This is a genomic window from Streptomyces sp. NPDC054794, assembly GCF_053611585.1.
Genome location: NZ_JBSHAQ010000055.1, coordinates 1 through 17,500, shown reverse-complemented (window position 1 = coordinate 17,500; position 17,500 = coordinate 1). Strand labels below are relative to the sequence as shown.

General features: G+C 72.4%; 14 protein-coding genes and 1 riboswitch. Of the genes, 11 read left to right on the top strand and 3 right to left on the bottom strand.

Annotated elements, in window-relative coordinates:
* The first annotated feature begins 285 nt into the window (after window positions 1-285).
* Window positions 286-1,401 (top strand): CobW family GTP-binding protein, encoded by a 1,116-nt coding sequence (locus tag ACWGKT_RS39055; protein WP_453277399.1) that lies wholly within the window; start codon window positions 286-288, stop codon window positions 1,399-1,401.
* Here the strand turns inward: ACWGKT_RS39055 and ACWGKT_RS39050 are convergent, their stop codons facing one another.
* Window positions 1,402-3,861: a DNA gyrase/topoisomerase IV subunit A gene (locus ACWGKT_RS39050; protein ID WP_453277398.1), complete on the bottom strand. Its 2,460-nt coding sequence runs from the start codon at window positions 3,859-3,861 to the stop codon at window positions 1,402-1,404. It lies immediately after the preceding gene.
* Window positions 3,862-4,193: 332 nt separating this feature from the next.
* On the opposite strand from ACWGKT_RS39050, the gene ACWGKT_RS39045 reads away from it, so the two are divergent.
* The 4 genes from ACWGKT_RS39045 to ACWGKT_RS39030 all read left to right on the top strand — a co-directional run bounded on the left by ACWGKT_RS39045 (window position 4,194) and on the right by ACWGKT_RS39030 (window position 9,016).
* On the top strand, window positions 4,194-5,597 hold the full coding sequence (locus ACWGKT_RS39045) for a M16 family metallopeptidase (RefSeq protein ID WP_453277397.1): 1,404 nt from the start codon (window positions 4,194-4,196) through the stop codon (window positions 5,595-5,597).
* Entirely contained in the window at window positions 5,594-6,979 is a 1,386-nt protein-coding gene (locus tag ACWGKT_RS39040; protein WP_356154862.1) for a M16 family metallopeptidase, read from the top strand. The genes ACWGKT_RS39045 and ACWGKT_RS39040 overlap by 4 nt, the downstream gene beginning before the upstream one ends.
* A gap of 201 nt (window positions 6,980-7,180) precedes the next feature.
* Window positions 7,181-7,343, top strand: a riboswitch (cyclic di-AMP (ydaO/yuaA leader).
* A gap of 12 nt (window positions 7,344-7,355) precedes the next feature.
* On the top strand, window positions 7,356-8,111 hold the full coding sequence (locus ACWGKT_RS39035) for a M23 family metallopeptidase (RefSeq protein ID WP_453277396.1): 756 nt from the start codon (window positions 7,356-7,358) through the stop codon (window positions 8,109-8,111).
* Between the two features lie 209 nt (window positions 8,112-8,320).
* The gene (locus ACWGKT_RS39030; protein ID WP_356154867.1) at window positions 8,321-9,016 is read left to right on the top strand and encodes a GntR family transcriptional regulator; all 696 of its coding nucleotides are present in this window, start codon (window positions 8,321-8,323) and stop codon (window positions 9,014-9,016) included.
* 232 nt (window positions 9,017-9,248) lie between these two features.
* On the opposite strand, the gene ACWGKT_RS39025 is transcribed toward ACWGKT_RS39030, so the two are convergent.
* On the bottom strand, window positions 9,249-9,530 hold the full coding sequence (locus ACWGKT_RS39025; protein ID WP_235454988.1) for an HPr family phosphocarrier protein: 282 nt from the start codon (window positions 9,528-9,530) through the stop codon (window positions 9,249-9,251).
* Between the two features lie 178 nt (window positions 9,531-9,708).
* Between ACWGKT_RS39025 and ACWGKT_RS39020 the strand changes: the two genes are divergently transcribed.
* Genes ACWGKT_RS39020 through ACWGKT_RS39000 form a run of 5 tightly spaced genes read left to right on the top strand, consistent with a single transcriptional unit; the run spans window position 9,709 to window position 15,398 of the window.
* Window positions 9,709-12,555 (top strand): bifunctional acetate--CoA ligase family protein/GNAT family N-acetyltransferase, encoded by a 2,847-nt coding sequence (locus ACWGKT_RS39020; protein WP_453277395.1) that lies wholly within the window; start codon window positions 9,709-9,711, stop codon window positions 12,553-12,555.
* A 22-nt stretch (window positions 12,556-12,577) separates the two neighbouring features.
* On the top strand, window positions 12,578-12,847 hold the full coding sequence (locus ACWGKT_RS39015; RefSeq protein ID WP_453277394.1) for a hypothetical protein: 270 nt from the start codon (window positions 12,578-12,580) through the stop codon (window positions 12,845-12,847).
* Between the two features lie 10 nt (window positions 12,848-12,857).
* Window positions 12,858-13,445: a DUF5998 family protein gene (locus ACWGKT_RS39010; protein ID WP_356154875.1), complete on the top strand. Its 588-nt coding sequence runs from the start codon at window positions 12,858-12,860 to the stop codon at window positions 13,443-13,445.
* Complete coding sequence (locus tag ACWGKT_RS39005) at window positions 13,445-14,689, top strand: alkaline phosphatase family protein (protein WP_453277393.1); 1,245 nt, start codon at window positions 13,445-13,447, stop codon at window positions 14,687-14,689. The genes ACWGKT_RS39010 and ACWGKT_RS39005 overlap by 1 nt, the downstream gene beginning before the upstream one ends.
* 58 nt (window positions 14,690-14,747) lie before the next feature.
* Window positions 14,748-15,398 (top strand): thymidine kinase, encoded by a 651-nt coding sequence (locus ACWGKT_RS39000; RefSeq protein ID WP_235454983.1) that lies wholly within the window; start codon window positions 14,748-14,750, stop codon window positions 15,396-15,398.
* Window positions 15,399-15,422: 24 nt separating this feature from the next.
* Here ACWGKT_RS39000 and ACWGKT_RS38995 read toward each other — a convergent pair whose 3' ends face one another.
* Entirely contained in the window at window positions 15,423-16,226 is an 804-nt protein-coding gene (locus ACWGKT_RS38995; RefSeq protein ID WP_235454982.1) for a VOC family protein, read from the bottom strand.
* Between the two features lie 321 nt (window positions 16,227-16,547).
* Here ACWGKT_RS38995 and ACWGKT_RS38990 point away from each other — a divergent pair, with 321 nt between their 5' ends.
* Complete coding sequence (locus ACWGKT_RS38990; RefSeq protein ID WP_453277392.1) at window positions 16,548-17,399, top strand: sulfurtransferase; 852 nt, start codon at window positions 16,548-16,550, stop codon at window positions 17,397-17,399.
* Window positions 17,400-17,500 lie beyond the last annotated feature (101 nt).

Here is a 17,500-nt window from a genome sequence, read left to right as displayed (position 1 = left end):
GGGGTGCGGGTCGACTGGAGGGGACCGGCGAGCGGTGGGCGGCGCTTGCCGTCTCCCAGAGTGTGCCGAGCGGCTCTGATCGGCGGGGAGGCGGAGAGGCGGCGCACAGAGGGAAGCGAGGGTCGCACACTCCGGCGCCTTGCACATCGTCTGCCCCGCAACCGGCGCTAACAATCGTTCACTTCGCGGGGTTTCTTCCCACTCGTATCCTGGGGCGGCATTCGCTTCCCAGCCGTGCGCCGGTTCGTGAGCCGGTGCACGCTTCCGCGTGAGAGAGGTCGCCCGGTGGCGCAGAACCGCAGTCCACAGCAGATCCCGGTCGTCGTCCTGGCCGGATTCCTGGGCTCCGGGAAGACCACGCTGCTCAACCACCTCCTCCATCGCAGTGGTGGCAGCCGTATCGGGGCGATCGTCAACGACTTCGGCGCCATCGAGATCGACGCGATGGCCGTGGCGGGGGCGCTCGGCGACTCCACGGTCTCCCTGGGCAACGGCTGTCTGTGCTGCGCCGTCGACGCGAGCGAGCTCGACGTGTACCTGGAGCGGCTCGCCTCGCCCGCCGCCGGTATCGACGTCATCGTGATCGAGGCCAGCGGACTTGCCGAGCCCCAGGAACTCGTACGGATGGTCCTCGCCAGCGAGCATCCCGGGATCGTGTACGGCGGGCTCGTCGAGGTGGTCGACGCCGCCGAGTTCGACGCGACCCGGGCGCGGCACCCCGAGCTCGACCGTCACCTCGCCCTCGCCGACCTCGTCGTGGTCAACAAGCTCGACCGGGCGGCGGACGCCGAGCGCGTCCTCGGTCTCGTCGGCTCGCTCACCGACCGCGCCGCCGTCGTCCCCGCCACCTACGGCCGCATCGACCCCGAGTTCCTCTTCGACTGCCGGCCGAGCGAGGAGCGCATCGGGCAGCTGTCCTTCGACGACCTGCACGACCAGGACGGCAGGGACGACAGGGACGGCGGCGACGACAGCGACGGCACCGGCGACGGCGGTGACGGCGGTGACGAGCACGCCGGCCATCTGCACACGGCCTACGACAGCCTGTCCTTCGTCTCCGAGGTCCCCCTCGACCCGCGCCGGCTGATGACGTTCCTCGACAGCCGGCCCGAGGGGCTCTACCGGATCAAGGGGTACGTCGACTTCGGCCCGAACGACATCCGCAACCGGTACGCCGTCCACGCCGTCGGCCGCTTCCTGCGCTTCTACCCGGAGCCCTGGGGGTCCGCCGACGCCCGGCTCACGCAGCTCGTCCTGATCGGCTCCGGCATCGACACCGCCACCCTCGCCAAGGAACTGGAGGGGTGTCGCGACGACGCCCCATACGCCGACGAGCACGGCATGTGGGGCGTCCTGCGCTACGTACAGGACCCCGAAGCGGACGAGGCCCCGCCGGTCTAGCTAGAAGACCGGTCCCGCCACCACCGACACCGTCTTCGGCAAGGACGTGCCCGAGCCGTCGCGGCGCGGGTCGAGTTCCGGCAGGTCGACCGGGGTGCCGTTCTTCTGCGCCGCCCGTGCCGGGATCGGGCCCGCCCAGGCCAGGGCCAGGCAGTCCTCGCCCTTCAGGAACCGCTGGCAGCGCACACCGCCGGTGGCGCGGCCCTTGCGCGGGTACTGGTCGAACGGGGTCAGCTTGGCGGTCGTCTGGACCGAGTCGTCCAGCGTGCCGCGCGAGCCCGCGACCGTGAAGACCACCGCGTCCACCGCCGGGTCGACCGCGGTGAAGGAGATCACCTTCGCGCCCTCGGTGAGCTTGATGCCCGCCATACCGCCGGCCGGGCGGCCCTGCGGGCGGACCTGGGACGCCTGGTAGCGCAGCAGCTGCGCGTCGTCCGTGATGAACACCAGGTCCTCCTCGCCGGTGCGCAGCTCCATCGCGCCGACGATCCGGTCGCCCTCCTTGAGCGTGATGACCTCCAGCTCGTCCTTGTTGGACGGGTAGTCGGGAACCACGCGCTTGACCACACCCTGCTCCGTGCCGATCGCCAGGCCGGGGGAGGACTCGTCGAGCGTGGTCAGGCAGACCAGCGTCTCGTCGTCCTCCAGGGAGACGAACTCCGTGAGGGGCGCCCCGCCCGCCAGGTTCGGCGCCGACGCCGTCTCCGGCAGCTGCGGGAGGTCGACCACGTTCACCCGCAGCAGGCGGCCCGTCGAGGTCACCGCGCCCACCTCACCGCGCGCGGTCGCCGGCACGGCCGAGACGATCACGTCGTGCTTGGCGCGCCGGCCGTCGGTGTCCTGCGGGAACGGCTCGCCGTTCGTCGTACGGGCCAGCAGACCGGTCGAGGACAGGAGCACCCGGCACGGGTCGTCCGCGACCTGCAGCGGGACGGCGGCCACCGGGGAGGCACCCGCCTCCAGCAGGACCGTGCGCCGCTCGGTGCCGAACTTCTTGGAGACCTGGGCCAGTTCGGCGGAGACCAGCTTGCGCAGCTCGGCGTCCGACTCCAGGATCCGGGTCAGCTCGGCGATCTCGTTGGTGAGCCGCTCCTGCTCCGCCTCCAGCTCGATCCGGTCGAAGCGGGTGAGGCGGCGCAGCGGCGTGTCGAGGATGTACTGCGTCTGCACGTCCGACAGCGAGAAGCGCTCCATCAGGCGCTGCTTCGCCTGCGCGGAGTTATCGCTGGAGCGGATCAGCTGGATCACCTCGTCGATGTCGACGAGGGCGGTGAGCAGGCCCTCCACCAGGTGCAGCCGGTCGCGCCGCTTGCTGCGGCGGAACTCCGAACGGCGCCGGACGACGTCGAAGCGGTGGTCGAGGTAGACCTCCAGGAGCTCCTTGAGGCCCAGCGTGAGCGGCTGGCCGTCGACCAGGGCCACGTTGTTGATGCCGAAGGACTCCTCCATCGGGGTCAGCTTGTAGAGCTGCTCCAGGACCGCCTCCGGCACGAAGCCGTTCTTGATCTCGATGACCAGGCGCAGGCCGTGCGCACGGTCGGTGAGGTCCTTGACGTCGGTGATGCCCTGGAGCTTCTTGGCGTTGACCAGGTCCTTGATCTTGGAGATGACCTTCTCCGGCCCGACCGCGAAGGGCAGCTCGGTGACGACGAGGCCCTTGCGGCGCGCGGTCACGTCCTCCACCGAGACCGTGGCGCGGATCCTGAACGTGCCGCGGCCGGTCTCGTAGGCGTCGCGGATCCCGGACAGGCCGACGATCCGGCCGCCGGTGGGCAGGTCGGGGCCCGGGACGAACTTCATCAGGGTGTCCAGATCCGCGTTCGGGTGGCGGATCAGGTGCCGGGCGGCGGCGACGACCTCGGCGAGGTTGTGCGGCGGCATGTTCGTGGCCATGCCGACGGCGATGCCCGAGGTGCCGTTCACCAGCAGGTTCGGGAAGGCGGCGGGCAGGGCGACCGGCTCCCGCTCCTGGCCGTCGTAGTTGGGCGCGAAGTCGACCGTGTCCTCGTCGATGGACTCGGTCATCAGGCTCGTGGCCTCGGCCATCCGGCACTCGGTGTACCGCATGGCGGCCGGCGGGTCGTCGTTGCCCAGCGAGCCGAAGTTTCCGTGGCCGTCGACCAGCGGGACGCGCATCGAGAACGGCTGGGCCATGCGCACCAGCGCGTCGTAGATCGACGCGTCGCCGTGCGGGTGCAGCTTGCCCATCACGTCGCCGACGACACGCGCGCACTTCACGTAGCCGCGGTCGGGGCGCAGGCCCATCTCGTTCATCTGGTAGACGATGCGGCGGTGTACCGGCTTGAGGCCGTCGCGGGCGTCCGGCAGAGCACGGGAGTAGATCACCGAATACGCGTACTCAAGGTAGGAGCCCTGCATCTCGTCGACGACGTCGATGTCGAGGATCTTCTCCTCGTACGAGTCGTCGGGCGGCGGGGTCTTCGTGCTGCGGCGGGCCATCGCTGCCGGCTCCTCTTTTCTGGTCGCTCGCCTTCGGGGCGCTCACGTCGCCTTCGGCGCATTCTTGCTGAAGCGTGAAGCGGGATCTGACGCGGACCATTGTGGACCGCGGCACTGACAACCCGGGCCAGGACCCGGTGCCCGCGGTCCGCCCCGGCACCGCGGCCGGCCCGTGGGGCCGCCCCGCGGCGGGACATCCCGCAGGCTACGCGATCCGCTGTGGGCGTACGTCCTGCGGGAACTTCACCGAGCCTCCGGCCGCTTGCATACAGTGGCAGGACCGGCAGGAAGACCGCGGTTTCACGACCGCCTCCGCGAGCGAAGGGACGTACATGCCCATGGGTCACACGACCAAAGCCGAGGCAGGCTCCGGGGGCCTGACAGCGACCGAGCATCGCCTGGCCAACGGTCTGCGCGTGGTGCTCTCCGAGGACCACCTGACCCCGGTGGCGGCGGTCTGCCTCTGGTACGACGTCGGCTCCCGCCACGAAGTCAAGGGCCGTACCGGCCTGGCTCACCTTTTCGAGCACTTGATGTTCCAGGGCTCCGCGCAGGTGAGCGGCAACGGCCACTTCGAGCTGGTCCAGGGCGCCGGCGGCTCCCTCAACGGCACCACCAGCTTCGAACGGACCAACTACTTCGAGACCATGCCCACCCACCAGCTGGAGCTCGCTCTCTGGCTGGAGGCCGACCGCATGGGCTCCCTGCTCACCGCCCTGGACGACGAGTCCATGGAGAACCAGCGGGACGTCGTCAAGAACGAGCGCCGCCAGCGCTACGACAACGTGCCCTACGGCACCGCGTTCGAGAAGCTGACCGCCCTCGTCTACCCGGAGGGCCACCCGTACCACCACACGCCGATCGGCTCGATGGCGGACCTGGACGCGGCCACCCTCGAGGACGCGCGCCAGTTCTTCCGCACGTACTACGCGCCGAACAACGCGGTGCTGTCCGTGGTCGGCGACATCGACCCCCAGCAGACCCTCGCCTGGATCGAGAAGTACTTCGGCTCGATCCCCTCCCACGACGGCAAGCCGACGCCCCGCGACGGCTCGCTGCCGCAGGTCATCGGCGAGCAGCTGCGCGAGGTCGTCGTGGAGGAGGTCCCGGCCCGCGCGCTGATGGCCGCCTACCGGCTCCCGCAGGACGGCACGCGCGAGGCCGACGCCGCCGACGTGGCGCTCACCATCTTCGGCGGCGGCGAGTCCTCGCGCCTCTACAACCGGCTGGTACGGCGCGACCGTACGGCCGTGGCGGCCGGCTTCGGCATGCTGCGGCTGGCCGGGGCGCCGTCCCTCGGCTGGCTGGACGTGAAGACCTCCGGCGACGTCGAGGTGCCGGTCATCGAGACCGCCATCGACGAGGAGCTCGCCCGCTTCGCCGAGGAGGGCCCCACGCCCGAGGAGATGGAGCGCGCCCAGGCCCAGTTGGAGCGCGAGTGGCTGGACCGGCTCGGCACGGTCGCGGGCCGCGCCGACGAACTGTGCCGCTACGCCGTCCTGTTCGGCGACCCGCAGCTCGCCCTGACGGCCGTTCAGCGCGTCCTCGCGGTGACCCCGCAGGAGGTCCAGGAGGTCGCCCAGGCCCGGCTGCGCCCGGACAACCGCGCCGTGCTGGTCTACGAGCCGCTCTCCGCCGAGTCCGCGGAGCACACCCAGGACGAGGACTTCCCGGAGGACCCGGAGTCCGAGGCCACCGTAGAAGCCGGCGACGACAACGAGGAGACGGCCAAGTGAGCGAGCTCGCCGCGATGGAGTTCCACCCGCAGCCCCAGGCGGGCGAGGCCAGGCCGTGGGCCTTCCCGGCGCCCGAGCGCGGCACGCTGGACAACGGCCTGACCGTCCTGCGCTGCCACCGCCCCGGCCAGCAGGTCGTCGCCGTCGAGGTCCTCCTCGACGCCCCGCTGGACGCCGAGCCGACCGGCTTCGACGGCGTCGCCACGATCATGGCGCGGGCCTTCTCCGAGGGCACCGACAAGCACTCCGCCGAGGAGTACGCCGCCGAGTTGGAGCGCTGCGGAGCCACGCTCGACGCGCACGCGGACCACCCGGGCGTGCGCCTGAGCCTCGAAGTCCCGGCCTCCCGCCTGGCCAAGGGGCTCGGCCTGCTCGCCGACGCGCTGCGGGCGCCCGCGTTCGCCGACAGCGAGGTCGAGCGGCTGGTCCGCAACCGCCTCGACGAGATCCCGCACGAGCTGGCGAACCCGTCCCGCCGTGCCGCCAAGGAGCTCTCCAAGGAGCTGTTCCCGGCCTCCTCGCGCATGTCGCGCCCGCGTCAGGGCACCGAGGAGACGGTCGAGAAGATCGACGCGGCGGCCGTGCGCGGCTTCTACGAGCGGCACGTGAGGCCCGCCACGGCCACCGCCGTGGTCGTCGGCGACCTCACCGGCATCGACCTGGACGCGCTGCTCGGCGAGACCCTGGGCGCCTGGAGCGGTACCTCGGCCCAGCCGCGGCCCGTGCCGTCGGTGACCGCGAACGACACCGGCCGGGTCGTCATCGTGGACCGCCCCGGAGCCGTCCAGACGCAGCTGCTGATCGGTCGCGTCGGCGCCGACCGACACGACCGCGTGTGGCCGGCCCAGGTGCTCGGCACGTACTGCCTCGGCGGCACCCTCACCTCCCGCCTGGACCGCGTCCTGCGCGAGGAGAAGGGCTACACCTACGGGGTGCGCTCCTTCGGGCAGGTCCTCAGGTCCGCGCCTGACAGCGGCATCTCCATGCTCGCCATCAGCGGCTCCGTGGACACCCCGAACACCGGTCCGGCGCTGCAGGACCTGTGGACGGTGCTGCGTACGCTCGCCGAGGAGGGTCTGACGGACGCCGAGCGCGACGTCGCGGTGCAGAACCTCGTCGGCGTGGCGCCGCTGAAGTACGAGACCGCGGCGGCCGTCGCGAGCACGCTGGCCGACCAGGTCGAGCAGTACCTGCCGGACGACTTCCAGGCGACGATGTACCAGCGGCTCGCCGCCACCGGCACCGTGGAGGCGACCGCGGCGGTCGTGAACGCGTTCCCGGTGGACCGGCTGGTCACCGTCCTCGTCGGTGACGCGGCTCAGATCAAGGAGCCCGTGGAGGCCCTCGGCATCGGCGAAGTCACCGTCGTTGCGGCCGAGTAGGCACGCGCACGTGGGGCCCTGGTGACCGACGGGTCGCCAGGGCCCTTTCCTGTTCACCTCAGATGTCCGAATTGGTACGGAGGTTGCCTGTCTGCCCTGTGGGATGCGCTACAAAGAACCGGATCCGTTTGGGGATTGGAAGCGGGCGCCCTTAGCGTCAACCGGGCTGTTCGTTCAGCTGTACGCCGCACCCGCGGCACCGGGCAGCCATCGCCGAGTCCCCGTACGGCGCGAGCCAGGGGAGCCGGGGACCCACCGTAGTCCCTGGGGTGAATCGGACGCCCGCGCGCCGCGAGGGGGTCCGTAGGAGACCTTCCTGCTCCGAACCCGTCAGCTAACCCGGTAGGCGAGAGGGAAGGAAAGGACCCACCACTTCATGGCGTTCACCCGCGCCACCGGGAAGCACCGTCGCCCGAGCCGGATGCACCGCACCACCGCCCGCGCCGCAGGCGTCGCGGCCCTCGCCACCACCGGCGTCATCGGGACCATCGCGGCCACTCCGGCCCTCGCCGCCGAGCCCTCCGTGGAGGACACCGGCCTCACCCCGGTCGTCAGCATGGGCGACTCGGTCGCCGAGCAGATCGACGCCCAGGCCGCCGCCCAGGAGCAGGCCGCCGAGCAGAAGGCCGCCGAGCAGGCCGCGCGCAAGAAGGCCGCCGAGCTCGCCAAGAAGGAGCGCGAGGCCAAGGAGCGCGCCGCCCGCGAGGCCGAGCGCAAGCGGCTCAACGCCTTCGTGGTGCCGATCGCCCACTCGTACGTCTCCACCGGGTACAAGACCGGCGGGTCCCTGTGGTCCTCCGGTTCTCACACGGGCATCGACTTCCACGCCGCCAGCGGCACCGTCGTGCACGCGGTCGGCACCGGCACGGTCGTCTCGACCGGCTGGGGCGGGTCGTACGGCAACCAGATCGTGATCCGCATGGCCGACGGCATGTACACCCAGTACGGCCACCTGTCGTCCATCGGAGTGTCGGTGGGCCAGAAGGTCACCCCGGGCCAGCAGATCGGCCTCTCCGGGGCGACCGGCAACGTCACCGGGCCGCACCTCCACTTCGAGGCCCGGACCACCTCCGAGTACGGCTCCGACATCGACCCCGTGGCCTACCTCCGCAACCACGGCGTGAACGTCTGACACAGGACGGCGCGTACGTCCGACGGCGCGGCACAGCGCTTCCCGAAGCCCCGGCTCACGAGCCGGGGCTTTCGCCGTTTCGGACGCCCCCGTGTCCAAAAAATATCCATGGATTCCGGCCCGCCGTCGGAAATTCCCGGCCATTGCAATAGAGTCACGAACACACGTCAATCGGAGACGTTTCACGGGGATTAAGGCGGAGGTCGGTCATGCGTATTCCGGCGCACTCGGTATGCACGGCGATCCGGGAGGACATCGTGGCCGGTGTCTACGAGCGCGGCGGCCGGCTGACCGAGGAAGTCCTCGCCCGCCGCTACGGCGTCTCCCGCGTCCCCGTCCGCGAGGCCCTGCGCACCCTGGAGGCCGAGGGCTTCGTGGTGACCCGGCGGCACGCGGGCGCGTGCGTGGCCGAACCGACCGAGCAGGAGGCCGCCGACCTGCTGGAGATGCGCCTGCTCCTGGAGCCGCTCGGCGCCTCCCGGGCCGCCCAGCGGCGCACCGAGGCGCACCTCAAGGTGCTGCGCGGGCTGGTCAGGCTGGGCCAGGACCGGGCCCGGCGGGGCAACAGCGACGACCTGCGCTCCCTGGGGGGCTGGTTCCACGAGACGCTCGCGCAGGCGTCCGGCAGCCAGGCACTGGTCTCCATGCTCACCCAGTTGCGGCACAAGATCGCCTGGATGTACACGGTGGAGGCGCCCGCCAGCCCCGTGGACTCCTGGGCCGAGCACGGCGCCATCGTGGACGCGGTGGCGCGCGGCGATGGCGAGCGCGCGAGGGCGATCACGGCGCTGCACACCGAGCGGGTGACGACCGCGCACCGGCTGCGTTTTGCCGGCGGCGCCGATCGCCCGGACCGCGTGAGGACTTCGCAACATCCCGTAAACATGTCGGGTCTGCGGCATTAACACGGGCGCCGTATACAAAGAGGGGCTATTCGGCGGCGGTGTATTTCCGCTGCCCTGATGGTCGTGCGTCCGGAATTTTGGCGGGCGCGTCACACGTGTGCCCGAAATTGATTTCGCGCCAAAGCCGACCGTACCGTGAAAACGGCGAAGCCCGTCGGGCGTTATGCGGAAACGGCGAAGCCGCGCCGCCCGAAAAGGGCCGACGCGGCTCCGGCGCGCTGTGCGGTGGGGCTCAGACGGTCTCGGGCAGCTCCTCCAGGCCCTCGGCGACCAGCTTCGCGAGACGGTCCAGGGCCGCGTCCGCGCCCTCGGCCTCGGAGGCGAGGACGATCTCCTCGCCGCCCTGGGCGCCCAGACCCAGGACGGCCAGCATGGAGGCCGCGTTGACGGGGTTGCCCCCGGCCTTGGAGATCGTCACCGGGACGCCTGCGGCCGTGGCGGCTCGGACGAAGATGGAGGCGGGGCGGGCGTGAAGACCCTCGGCCCAGCCGACGTTGACGCGGCGCTCAGCCATGTGATGCTGCCCTTCACTGTCTCAGGGTTGTCTAGACCAGTTTCCCACATCGTGAAGCATGCTCGGAGGGGGCCTCGGCCACCCTCCGGACCGGCGCCGGACCGCGGCCTCGATCCGACGTTCGTCCTCCACAGACTGCCTCGCGCCGTTGTCGGACGCGAGCCGTACTCTGGGGCCCATGCAGACCTCGGCGGATCGGCACGACCGGCACGAGTACCCCGCTCACTGGGAAGCGGACGTAGTGCTGCGCGACGGGGGGACCGCCCGCGTCCGGCCCATCACCGTTGATGACGCCGACCGCCTGGTCAGCTTCTACGAGCAGGTCTCGGACGAGTCGAAGTACTACCGCTTCTTCGCGCCGTACCCCCGCCTGTCCGCCAAGGACGTCCGCCGCTTCACGCACCACGACTTCGTGGACCGGGTGGGCCTCGCCGCCACGATCGGCGGCGAGTTCATCGCCACCGTGCGGTACGACCGCATCGGCACCGACGGAATGCCCGCCTCCGCCCCCGCCGACGAGGCCGAGGTCGCCTTCCTCGTGCAGGACGCGCATCAGGGGCGCGGGGTCGCCTCCGCCCTCCTAGAACATGTCGCGGCCGTCGCGCGCGAGCGGGGCATCCGCCGCTTCGCCGCCGAGGTGCTGCCCGCCAACACCAAGATGATCAAGGTGTTCACGGACGCCGGGTACACCCAGAAGCGCAGCTTCGAGGACGGTGTCGTACGCCTGGAGTTCGACCTCGAACCCACCGACCGCTCGCTCGCCGTGCAGCGCGCGCGGGAGCAGCGCGCGGAGGGGAGGTCGGTGCGGCGCCTCCTCGCGCCCGGCTCCGTCGCGGTGGTCGGCGTCGGCCGTGCCGCCGGCGGGGTGGGCCGCAGCGTCCTCGGCAACCTCCGGGAGGCCGGGTTCACCGGCCGCCTGCACGCGGTGAACCGGGCCTTTCCGGAGGAGCTGAAGGAGGTCGACGGGGTGCCCGCGCACCGCTCGGTGCGCGAGATCGACGGCCCCGTGGACCTCGTGGTGGTCGCCGTGCCGGCCGAGCACGTGCCCCAGGTGGTCGCCGAGTGCGGCGAACACGGAGTACAGGGGCTCGTCGTGCTCGCCGCCGGATACGCGGAGAGCGGGCCCGAAGGGCGGGAGCGCCAGCGGGAGCTGGTCCGGCAGGCGCGCTCGTACGGCATGCGGATCATCGGGCCGAACGCCTTCGGGATCATCAACACCTCCGAGGAGGTACGGCTCAACGCCTCGCTGGCGCCCGAGATGCCACGCCCCGGCCGGATCGGGATCTTCGCCCAGTCCGGCGCCATCGGCATCGCCCTGCTGTCCCGGCTGCACCGGCGCGGGGGCGGGGTCACCGGCGTCACCGGAGTCTCCACCTTCGTGTCGTCCGGCAACCGCGCGGACGTCTCCGGCAACGACGTCATCCAGTACTGGTACGACGACCCCGACACTGACGTCGTCCTCATGTACCTGGAGTCCATCGGCAACCCGCGCAAGTTCACCCGCCTCGCCCGGCGCACGGGCGCGGCGAAGCCGCTGGTCGTGGTGCAGGGCGCGGGCGCCGCTCCGCCGGGGCACGCGGTGCGGGCCACCCGCCTGCCGCACGCCACCGTGTCCGCGCTGCTGCGGCAGGCCGGGGTGATCCGGGTCGACACGATCACCGAGCTGGTGGACGCCGGCCTGCTGCTCGCCCGCCAGCCGCTGCCCGCCGGGCCGCGGGTGGCGATCCTCGGGAACTCCGAGTCGCTCGGAGTGCTGACCTACGACGCCTGTCTGTCCGAGGGGCTGCGGCCGTCGAGGCCGCTGGACCTGACGACGGCGGCCACGGCGGACGATTTCCACGCGGCGCTGTCCCGGGCGCTGGCCGACGAGACGTGCGACGCCGTCGTCGTCACCGCCATAGCGGCGATCGGCGAGGGCTCGCCCGACGACGCGGAGCTGGCGGCGGCACTGCACTCCGCCGCGGCCACGACGCCCGGCAAGCCCGTGCTCGTCGTGCACGTGGAGCTCGGGGGACTCGCGGAGGCGCTGTCGGCCGCGACCAGCACCGCACCCCAGGGAAGCGCCAGGACACCTGGCGGCACCCCGCCCTCGCGCCCCGCGGAACGCCCGCCGGTGCCGGCGGGAGCGGACGGCGCCGCCTCCGTCGTCCCGCAGAACTGCTCCCGCCTCATCCCCGCCTACCCCGCCGCCGAGCGGGCCGTGCGGGCCCTCGCCGAGGCCGTGAAGTACGCGCAGTGGCGGCGCGAGGCCGCCGAGCCCGGCAGGGTGCCGGAGTACGAGGACATCGCAGAGAAGGGCGCCGCCGAGCTGATCCGCGGACTCCTCGCGCGCGGGCAGGGGCTCACCCTCGGCGCGGAGGAGACCTGCGAGCTGCTCGGGATGTACGGGATCGACGTGCGCCGCGCCCTGCCCGCCCCCAGCCCCGACGCCGCCGCCGACGCCGCCCGTACCCTCGGCTACCCGGTCGCCCTCAAGGCCACCGCCCCGCACCTGCGCCACCGCGCCGACCTGGGCGGCGTCCGGCTGGACCTGGCGGACGAGGAGCAACTGCTCAGGGCGTACGCCGAGTTGACGGAGCTGTTCGGGCAGCCGGAACAGCTGCGGCCGATGGTGCAGGCGATGGCCCCCCGGGGCGTCGACACGGTCGTACGGGCCGTGATCGACCCGGCGGCCGGGGCCCTGCTGTCCTTCGGGCTCGCCGGAGCCGCCTCCCAGCTGCTCGACGACACGGCGCACCGGCTGGTCCCGGTCACCGACCGGGAGGCGACCTCGCTGGTGCGGTCGATCAGGACGGCGCCCCTGCTGTTCGGCTGGCGCGGGTCCAAGCCGGTCGACACACCGGCGCTGGAGGAACTGCTGCTGCGCGTGTCCCGGCTGGTCGACGACCATCCCGAGGTGGTCGCCGTGACCCTGGAGCCGGTCGTCGTCGCCCCGCACGGCGTGAGCGTCCTCGGCGCCACCCTGCGGCTCGCGCCGCCGCCCGCCCGTGACGACCTCGGGCCACGCACGTTGCCGGCCTACTGAGCGAGCAGGGGAGGGGGACCGCATGGAGATCGCCGGACGGGAGCCGCCCGACGGCAGCCGGTGGGACCGGGACGTGCTCATCCGGGACGCGGGGCAGCTCCGCCCGGGCGAAACACCGCCCCTCGTGGTCGCGTTCGAAGCGGACGCGGGCGGCAGCGAACCCGTCTCCTGTCTGATCGCCGCGCGGCGGCTGGACATCCTGCCCGGGCTCGTCCCTGGGCACCCGCGCGCGGGTGCCCACACCGCCCCGGCCGCCCGCGACTGGCCCGGACCCCCCTTGCCCACGGATTAGGATGGACGTCATGGCCAAGACCAGTACGACGACCCAGGGGCTGCGCGCGGCGATCGAGCGCAGCGGCTACTACCCGGCCCTCGTGGCCGAGGCGGTGGAGGCCGCTGTGGGCGGCGAGCCCATCCGGTCGTACCTGGTCCACCAGGAGACCACGTTCGACCAGAACGAGGTGCGGCGGCATGTGACCGTGCTCGTCCTCACCGGCAACCGCTTCATCGTCAGCCACACCGACGAGCAGGCCGCCGACACCACCTCCCCGACGCCGTACGCCACCACGTCCACGGAGTCCGTGAAGCTCGGCCGGATCTCCTCCGTCGTGGTCAGCCGTGTGGTCGCCAACCCGGAGCAGTACACGCCGGGCACGCTGCCGCGCGAGGTCGTGCTCACCATCGGCTGGGGCGCCGTCTCCCGCCTCGACCTGGAGCCCGCCGCCTGCGGCGACCCCAACTGCGAGGCCGACCACGGCTACACGGGCAGCTCCACGGCGGACGACCTCAGCCTGCGCGTCAGCGAGGCCGGGGACGGCCCGGAGACGGTGCGCCAGACGCTCGCCTTCGCGCAGGCCGTCTCCGAAGCGACCGCGGACATCACGCGCTGATGTCCCACCCGTCTCCCTCCACCGCCCATGGTCGAGAGCGCTCCGCGCTCACACCCCCTGCTCCCGCCCACTGGGACCACCCCGAACCCCTCGCCCTCGGCAGCGCGCCGCTCCCCGAGTACGGCAGCGGCTCGCTCGCCGACCTGCTGCCCACCCTGGCCGCCGGCATGGCCGTACCGGGCATGACCGCCGCGATCACGGAACTGACCGCGGCCGACCGTAACTGCGTCTTCCTGATCGACGGCCTGGGCTGGGAGCAGCTGAAGGCGCACCCGGACGAGGCCCCGTTCATGGCCTCGCTCCTCGCCGGCTCGCGCGGCGGCACCGGACGCCCGATCACGGCCGGCTACCCGGCGACCACCGCGACCTCCCTCGCCTCGGTCGGCACCGGCCTGCCGCCCGGCGCGCACGGCCTGCCCGGCTACACGGTCCGCAACCCCGAGACCGGCCAGCTGATGAACCAGCTCCGCTGGCACCCGTACACCGAGCCGGGTCCCTGGCAGCCGTACCCCACCGTCTTCCAGCTGGCCGCCAAGGCGGGCGTGCACGCCGCCCAGGTGTCCTCCCCGACCTTCGCGAACACCCCGCTGACCAAGGTCGCGCTCAGCGGCGGCACGTTCCACGGGCGGCTGACCGGCGAGGAGCGCATGGACTTCGCGGCCGAGCAACTGGCCGCCGGGGACCGCTCCTTGGTGTACACGTACTACGCCGAGCTGGACAGCGCCGGGCACCGCTACGGCGTCGCCTCCGACACCTGGCGTGGCCAGCTCATGTGCGTCGACCGGCTCGTCCAGCGGCTGGCCGAGCAGCTCCCGCCGCGCACCGCGCTCTACGTCACCGCCGACCACGGCATGGTCGACGTGCCCTTCGACGAGCAGCACCGCATCGACTTCGACGAGGACTGGGAGCTGCGCGCCGGGGTCGCCCTGCTGGGCGGCGAGGGCCGCGCCCGCCATGTCTATGCGGTGCCGGGCGCCGAGAACGACGTCCTGACCTGCTGGCGCGAGGTGCTCGGCGAGCAGTTCTGGGTGGCCTCGCGGGACGAGGCGATCGAGGCGGGCTGGTTCGGCCCGCACATCGACGAGCGGGTGTACGCCCGGATCGGCGACGTGGTGGCGGCCGCGCACGACGACGTCCTGATCATCGCCTCGGAGCGGGAGCCCAAGGAGTCGGCGATGGTCGGCAACCACGGCTCGCTGACCCCTGCCGAGCAGCTGGTGCCGCTGCTCGAAGTACGCTCCTGACGTACCGCACCCCTGCCCGCCGACCGTCCCCGTATCGCCGAAAGGTGCTCAACCTCCCATGCCTGAGCTGGTGTTCTTCTCCGGAACGATGGACTGCGGGAAGTCGACGCTGGCTCTGCAGATCGAGCACAACCGCTCCGCGCGCGGTCTGGCCGGCATGATCTTCACCCGCGACGACCGGGCGGGCGAGGGCAAGCTGTCCTCCCGCCTCGGCCTGGTCACCGACGCGGTGGAGGTCGAGGACGGCCGGGACCTGTACGCGTACCTCGTCGAGCATCTCTCCCGGGGCGGCCGCGCGGACTACGTGATCGCCGACGAGGCGCAGTTCCTCGCCCCGGAGCAGATCGACCAGCTCGCGCGCGTGGTCGACGACCTGGACATCGACGTCTACGCCTTCGGCATCACGACCGACTTCCGCTCCAAGCTGTTCCCCGGCTCCCAGCGGCTGGTGGAGCTCGCCGACCGGGTCGAGGTGCTCCAGGTCGAGGCCCTGTGCTGGTGCGGCGCCCGCGCGACCCACAACGCGCGCACGGTCGGCGGCCATATGGTCGTCGAGGGCGCCCAGGTGGTCGTCGGCGACGTCAACCAGTCCGCCGACGAGATCGGCTACGAGGTGCTGTGCCGGCGCCACCACCGGCGCCGTATGACGGCAGCGTCGGCCCGCGCCGCGGCCCTGTCGCCCGACGTCCTGCCGGTGTCGACGGCCTGACGACCGGCCTCGGGGCCCTTGGGATCAGTGCGGGCTCTGGATCACCGAGAAGACCGCGCCCTCCGGATCCGCCACCGTCGCCGCCCTGCCGTGCGCGCTGTCGTGTGCCGGCTTGAGCACATGGCCGCCCAGCTCGGCCACGTGCAGCAGCGCCTCGTCGGTGTCGGCGACCTCGAAGTACGTCAGCCAGTGCGGTCCCCGGTCGCGGGGCAGCGAGTGGCCCACGCCGTGGATACCGGCTACGGGGCGGCCCTCGACGTGCAGGGTCACGTAGTCGAAGTCGGCGGAGACCACCGGCTCCTCCTCGTAGCCGAAGACCGACTCGTAGAACTTGGCCACGCTCGCCGTCTCGAAGGTGCGCAGTTCGTTCCAGGCGGCCGTGCCGGGCAGGCCGGTGACGACCGTACCGAGGTGCGGTGCGGGCTGCCAGATGCCGAACACCGCCCCCGAGGGGTCCGAGGCGATCGCCATCCGCCCGGCCTCGGCCGCGTCCAGCGGGCCCACGCCCACCGTCCCGCCGCAGCCCCGGATCCGGTCGGCCGTGCGGTCCACGTCGTCCGAGGCGAGGTAGGGCGTCCAGGCGATCGGCAGATGGCGGTCCGGCGGCAGCTGACCGATGCCCGCCACCTCCTGCCCGTCGAGCAGCGCTCGCACGTACGGGCCGAGTTGCCGGGGCCCGGGCTGGAACTCCCAGCCGAACAGCGCTCCGTAGAACTCCTCGGTCGCACCCAGCGCGTGCACCATCAGACTCACCCAGCAGGGCGTGCCGGGCGCGCGCCGAACGTGCGTGCCGCTGTTCGGGCCGGCCGACCCCCGTGCCTCGGTCATCGTCACTCTCTCCCCGGCCCCTCGCGGTGGCCGTGTCGCTTCCGCTCTCCGGACCCGGTGCGCCGCGGCAGCGGGTACGCCCCGTGCCGATGCTCGCACCTCGGTGGCACTGCTTTCTCGCGACCGCGCCGCCGCCTCGCGGCACCGCCGCGAGGATGCCCGGTCCGCCGTTTCGCACCCATTTCCGGGTGTTTGCCGCCGGGTGTCCATCAGCTGCACAGCATGTGCCCGATCCCGTACGCCTGGTGATCGGGGCTGTCCGGCGGAGCAGATTAGTCGGACCTGGACGATGCGGCCACCCCTGGCGTATGAGTGGAGGCCATGAAAGCCATCATCACCGCAGCCCAACTCGCGCACGACTCGACCGGGGGCGACCCGCCGGTGCTGCTCGACGTCCGCTGGCAGTTGAGTCTGGCGAAGGCCGCCGGCGCCCCGGCCTTCGACGGGCGAGCCGAGTACGAGGCCGGGCACATCCCGGGCGCCGTCTTCGTCGACCTGGACCGCGAACTGGCCTCGCCCCCCGGCGCGCGCGGCCGTCACCCACTGCCGGACACGGCGGAGTTCGGCGCCGCGATGCGCCGCGCGGGCGTGTGGGCCGATCGCCCCGTGGTCGTGTACGACGGCGGCCAGGGCTGGGCGGCGGCCCGCGCCTGGTGGCTGTTGCGCTGGACGGGTCACCCGGACGTGCGGGTCCTGGACGGCGGGTTGCCGTCCTGGGAAGGACCACTGTCGACGGGGGTGCCCGCCCCGGCCGAGGGCGACTTCGTGCCGGTGCCGGGCGCCCTGGGGCTCCTCGACGCCGACGGGGCCGCCGCGCTGGCCCGCTCCGGCGTGCTGCTCGACGCGCGGGCGGGGGAGCGCTACCGGGGTGATGTGGAGCCGATCGACCCGGTGGGCGGGCACATCCCGGGCGCCCTGTCCGCGCCGACGACGGAGAACGTGGGGCCGGACGGGCGGTTCCTGCCGGCTCAGGAGCTGAGGACGCGGTTCAAGTCGCTCGGCGTCGCGCAGGACACGGAGGTCGGCGTGTACTGCGGCTCGGGCGTGTCGGGAGCCCACGAGGTGCTGGCGCTCGCGGTGGCGGGCATCGAGGCGGCGCTGTACGCCGGTTCGTGGTCGGAGTGGTCCGCGGATCCGTCCCGGCCGGTGGCCGTGGGCCCGGACCCGCAGTAGCAGTGTCGAGGAGGGGGTCCGCCCGCGGGGGGGGCCCCCCCCCCGCACCGGGGGTAAGGCGGGGTATCCGTGGGGTTTGGGGGGGGGGCGGAAAAGGTCTG

Excerpts from the sequence above, each read along its gene's own strand:
- ACWGKT_RS39010 (WP_356154875.1), top strand. The coding sequence starts at position 12,858 with ATGGCCAAGACCAGTACGACGACCCAGGGGCTGCGCGCGGCGATCGAG.
- ACWGKT_RS39030 (WP_356154867.1), top strand. The coding sequence starts at position 8,321 with ATGCGTATTCCGGCGCACTCGGTATGCACGGCGATCCGGGAGGACATC.
- ACWGKT_RS38995 (WP_235454982.1), bottom strand. The coding sequence starts at position 16,226 with ATGACCGAGGCACGGGGGTCGGCCGGCCCGAACAGCGGCACGCACGTT.
- ACWGKT_RS39025 (WP_235454988.1), bottom strand. The coding sequence starts at position 9,530 with ATGGCTGAGCGCCGCGTCAACGTCGGCTGGGCCGAGGGTCTTCACGCC.
- ACWGKT_RS38990 (WP_453277392.1), top strand. The coding sequence starts at position 16,548 with ATGAAAGCCATCATCACCGCAGCCCAACTCGCGCACGACTCGACCGGG.
- ACWGKT_RS39000 (WP_235454983.1), top strand. The coding sequence starts at position 14,748 with ATGCCTGAGCTGGTGTTCTTCTCCGGAACGATGGACTGCGGGAAGTCG.
- ACWGKT_RS39015 (WP_453277394.1), top strand. The coding sequence starts at position 12,578 with ATGGAGATCGCCGGACGGGAGCCGCCCGACGGCAGCCGGTGGGACCGG.
- ACWGKT_RS39045 (WP_453277397.1), top strand. The coding sequence starts at position 4,194 with ATGCCCATGGGTCACACGACCAAAGCCGAGGCAGGCTCCGGGGGCCTG.
- ACWGKT_RS39020 (WP_453277395.1), top strand. The coding sequence starts at position 9,709 with ATGCAGACCTCGGCGGATCGGCACGACCGGCACGAGTACCCCGCTCAC.
- ACWGKT_RS39005 (WP_453277393.1), top strand. The coding sequence starts at position 13,445 with ATGTCCCACCCGTCTCCCTCCACCGCCCATGGTCGAGAGCGCTCCGCG.
- ACWGKT_RS39035 (WP_453277396.1), top strand. The coding sequence starts at position 7,356 with ATGGCGTTCACCCGCGCCACCGGGAAGCACCGTCGCCCGAGCCGGATG.
- ACWGKT_RS39050 (WP_453277398.1), bottom strand. The coding sequence starts at position 3,861 with ATGGCCCGCCGCAGCACGAAGACCCCGCCGCCCGACGACTCGTACGAG.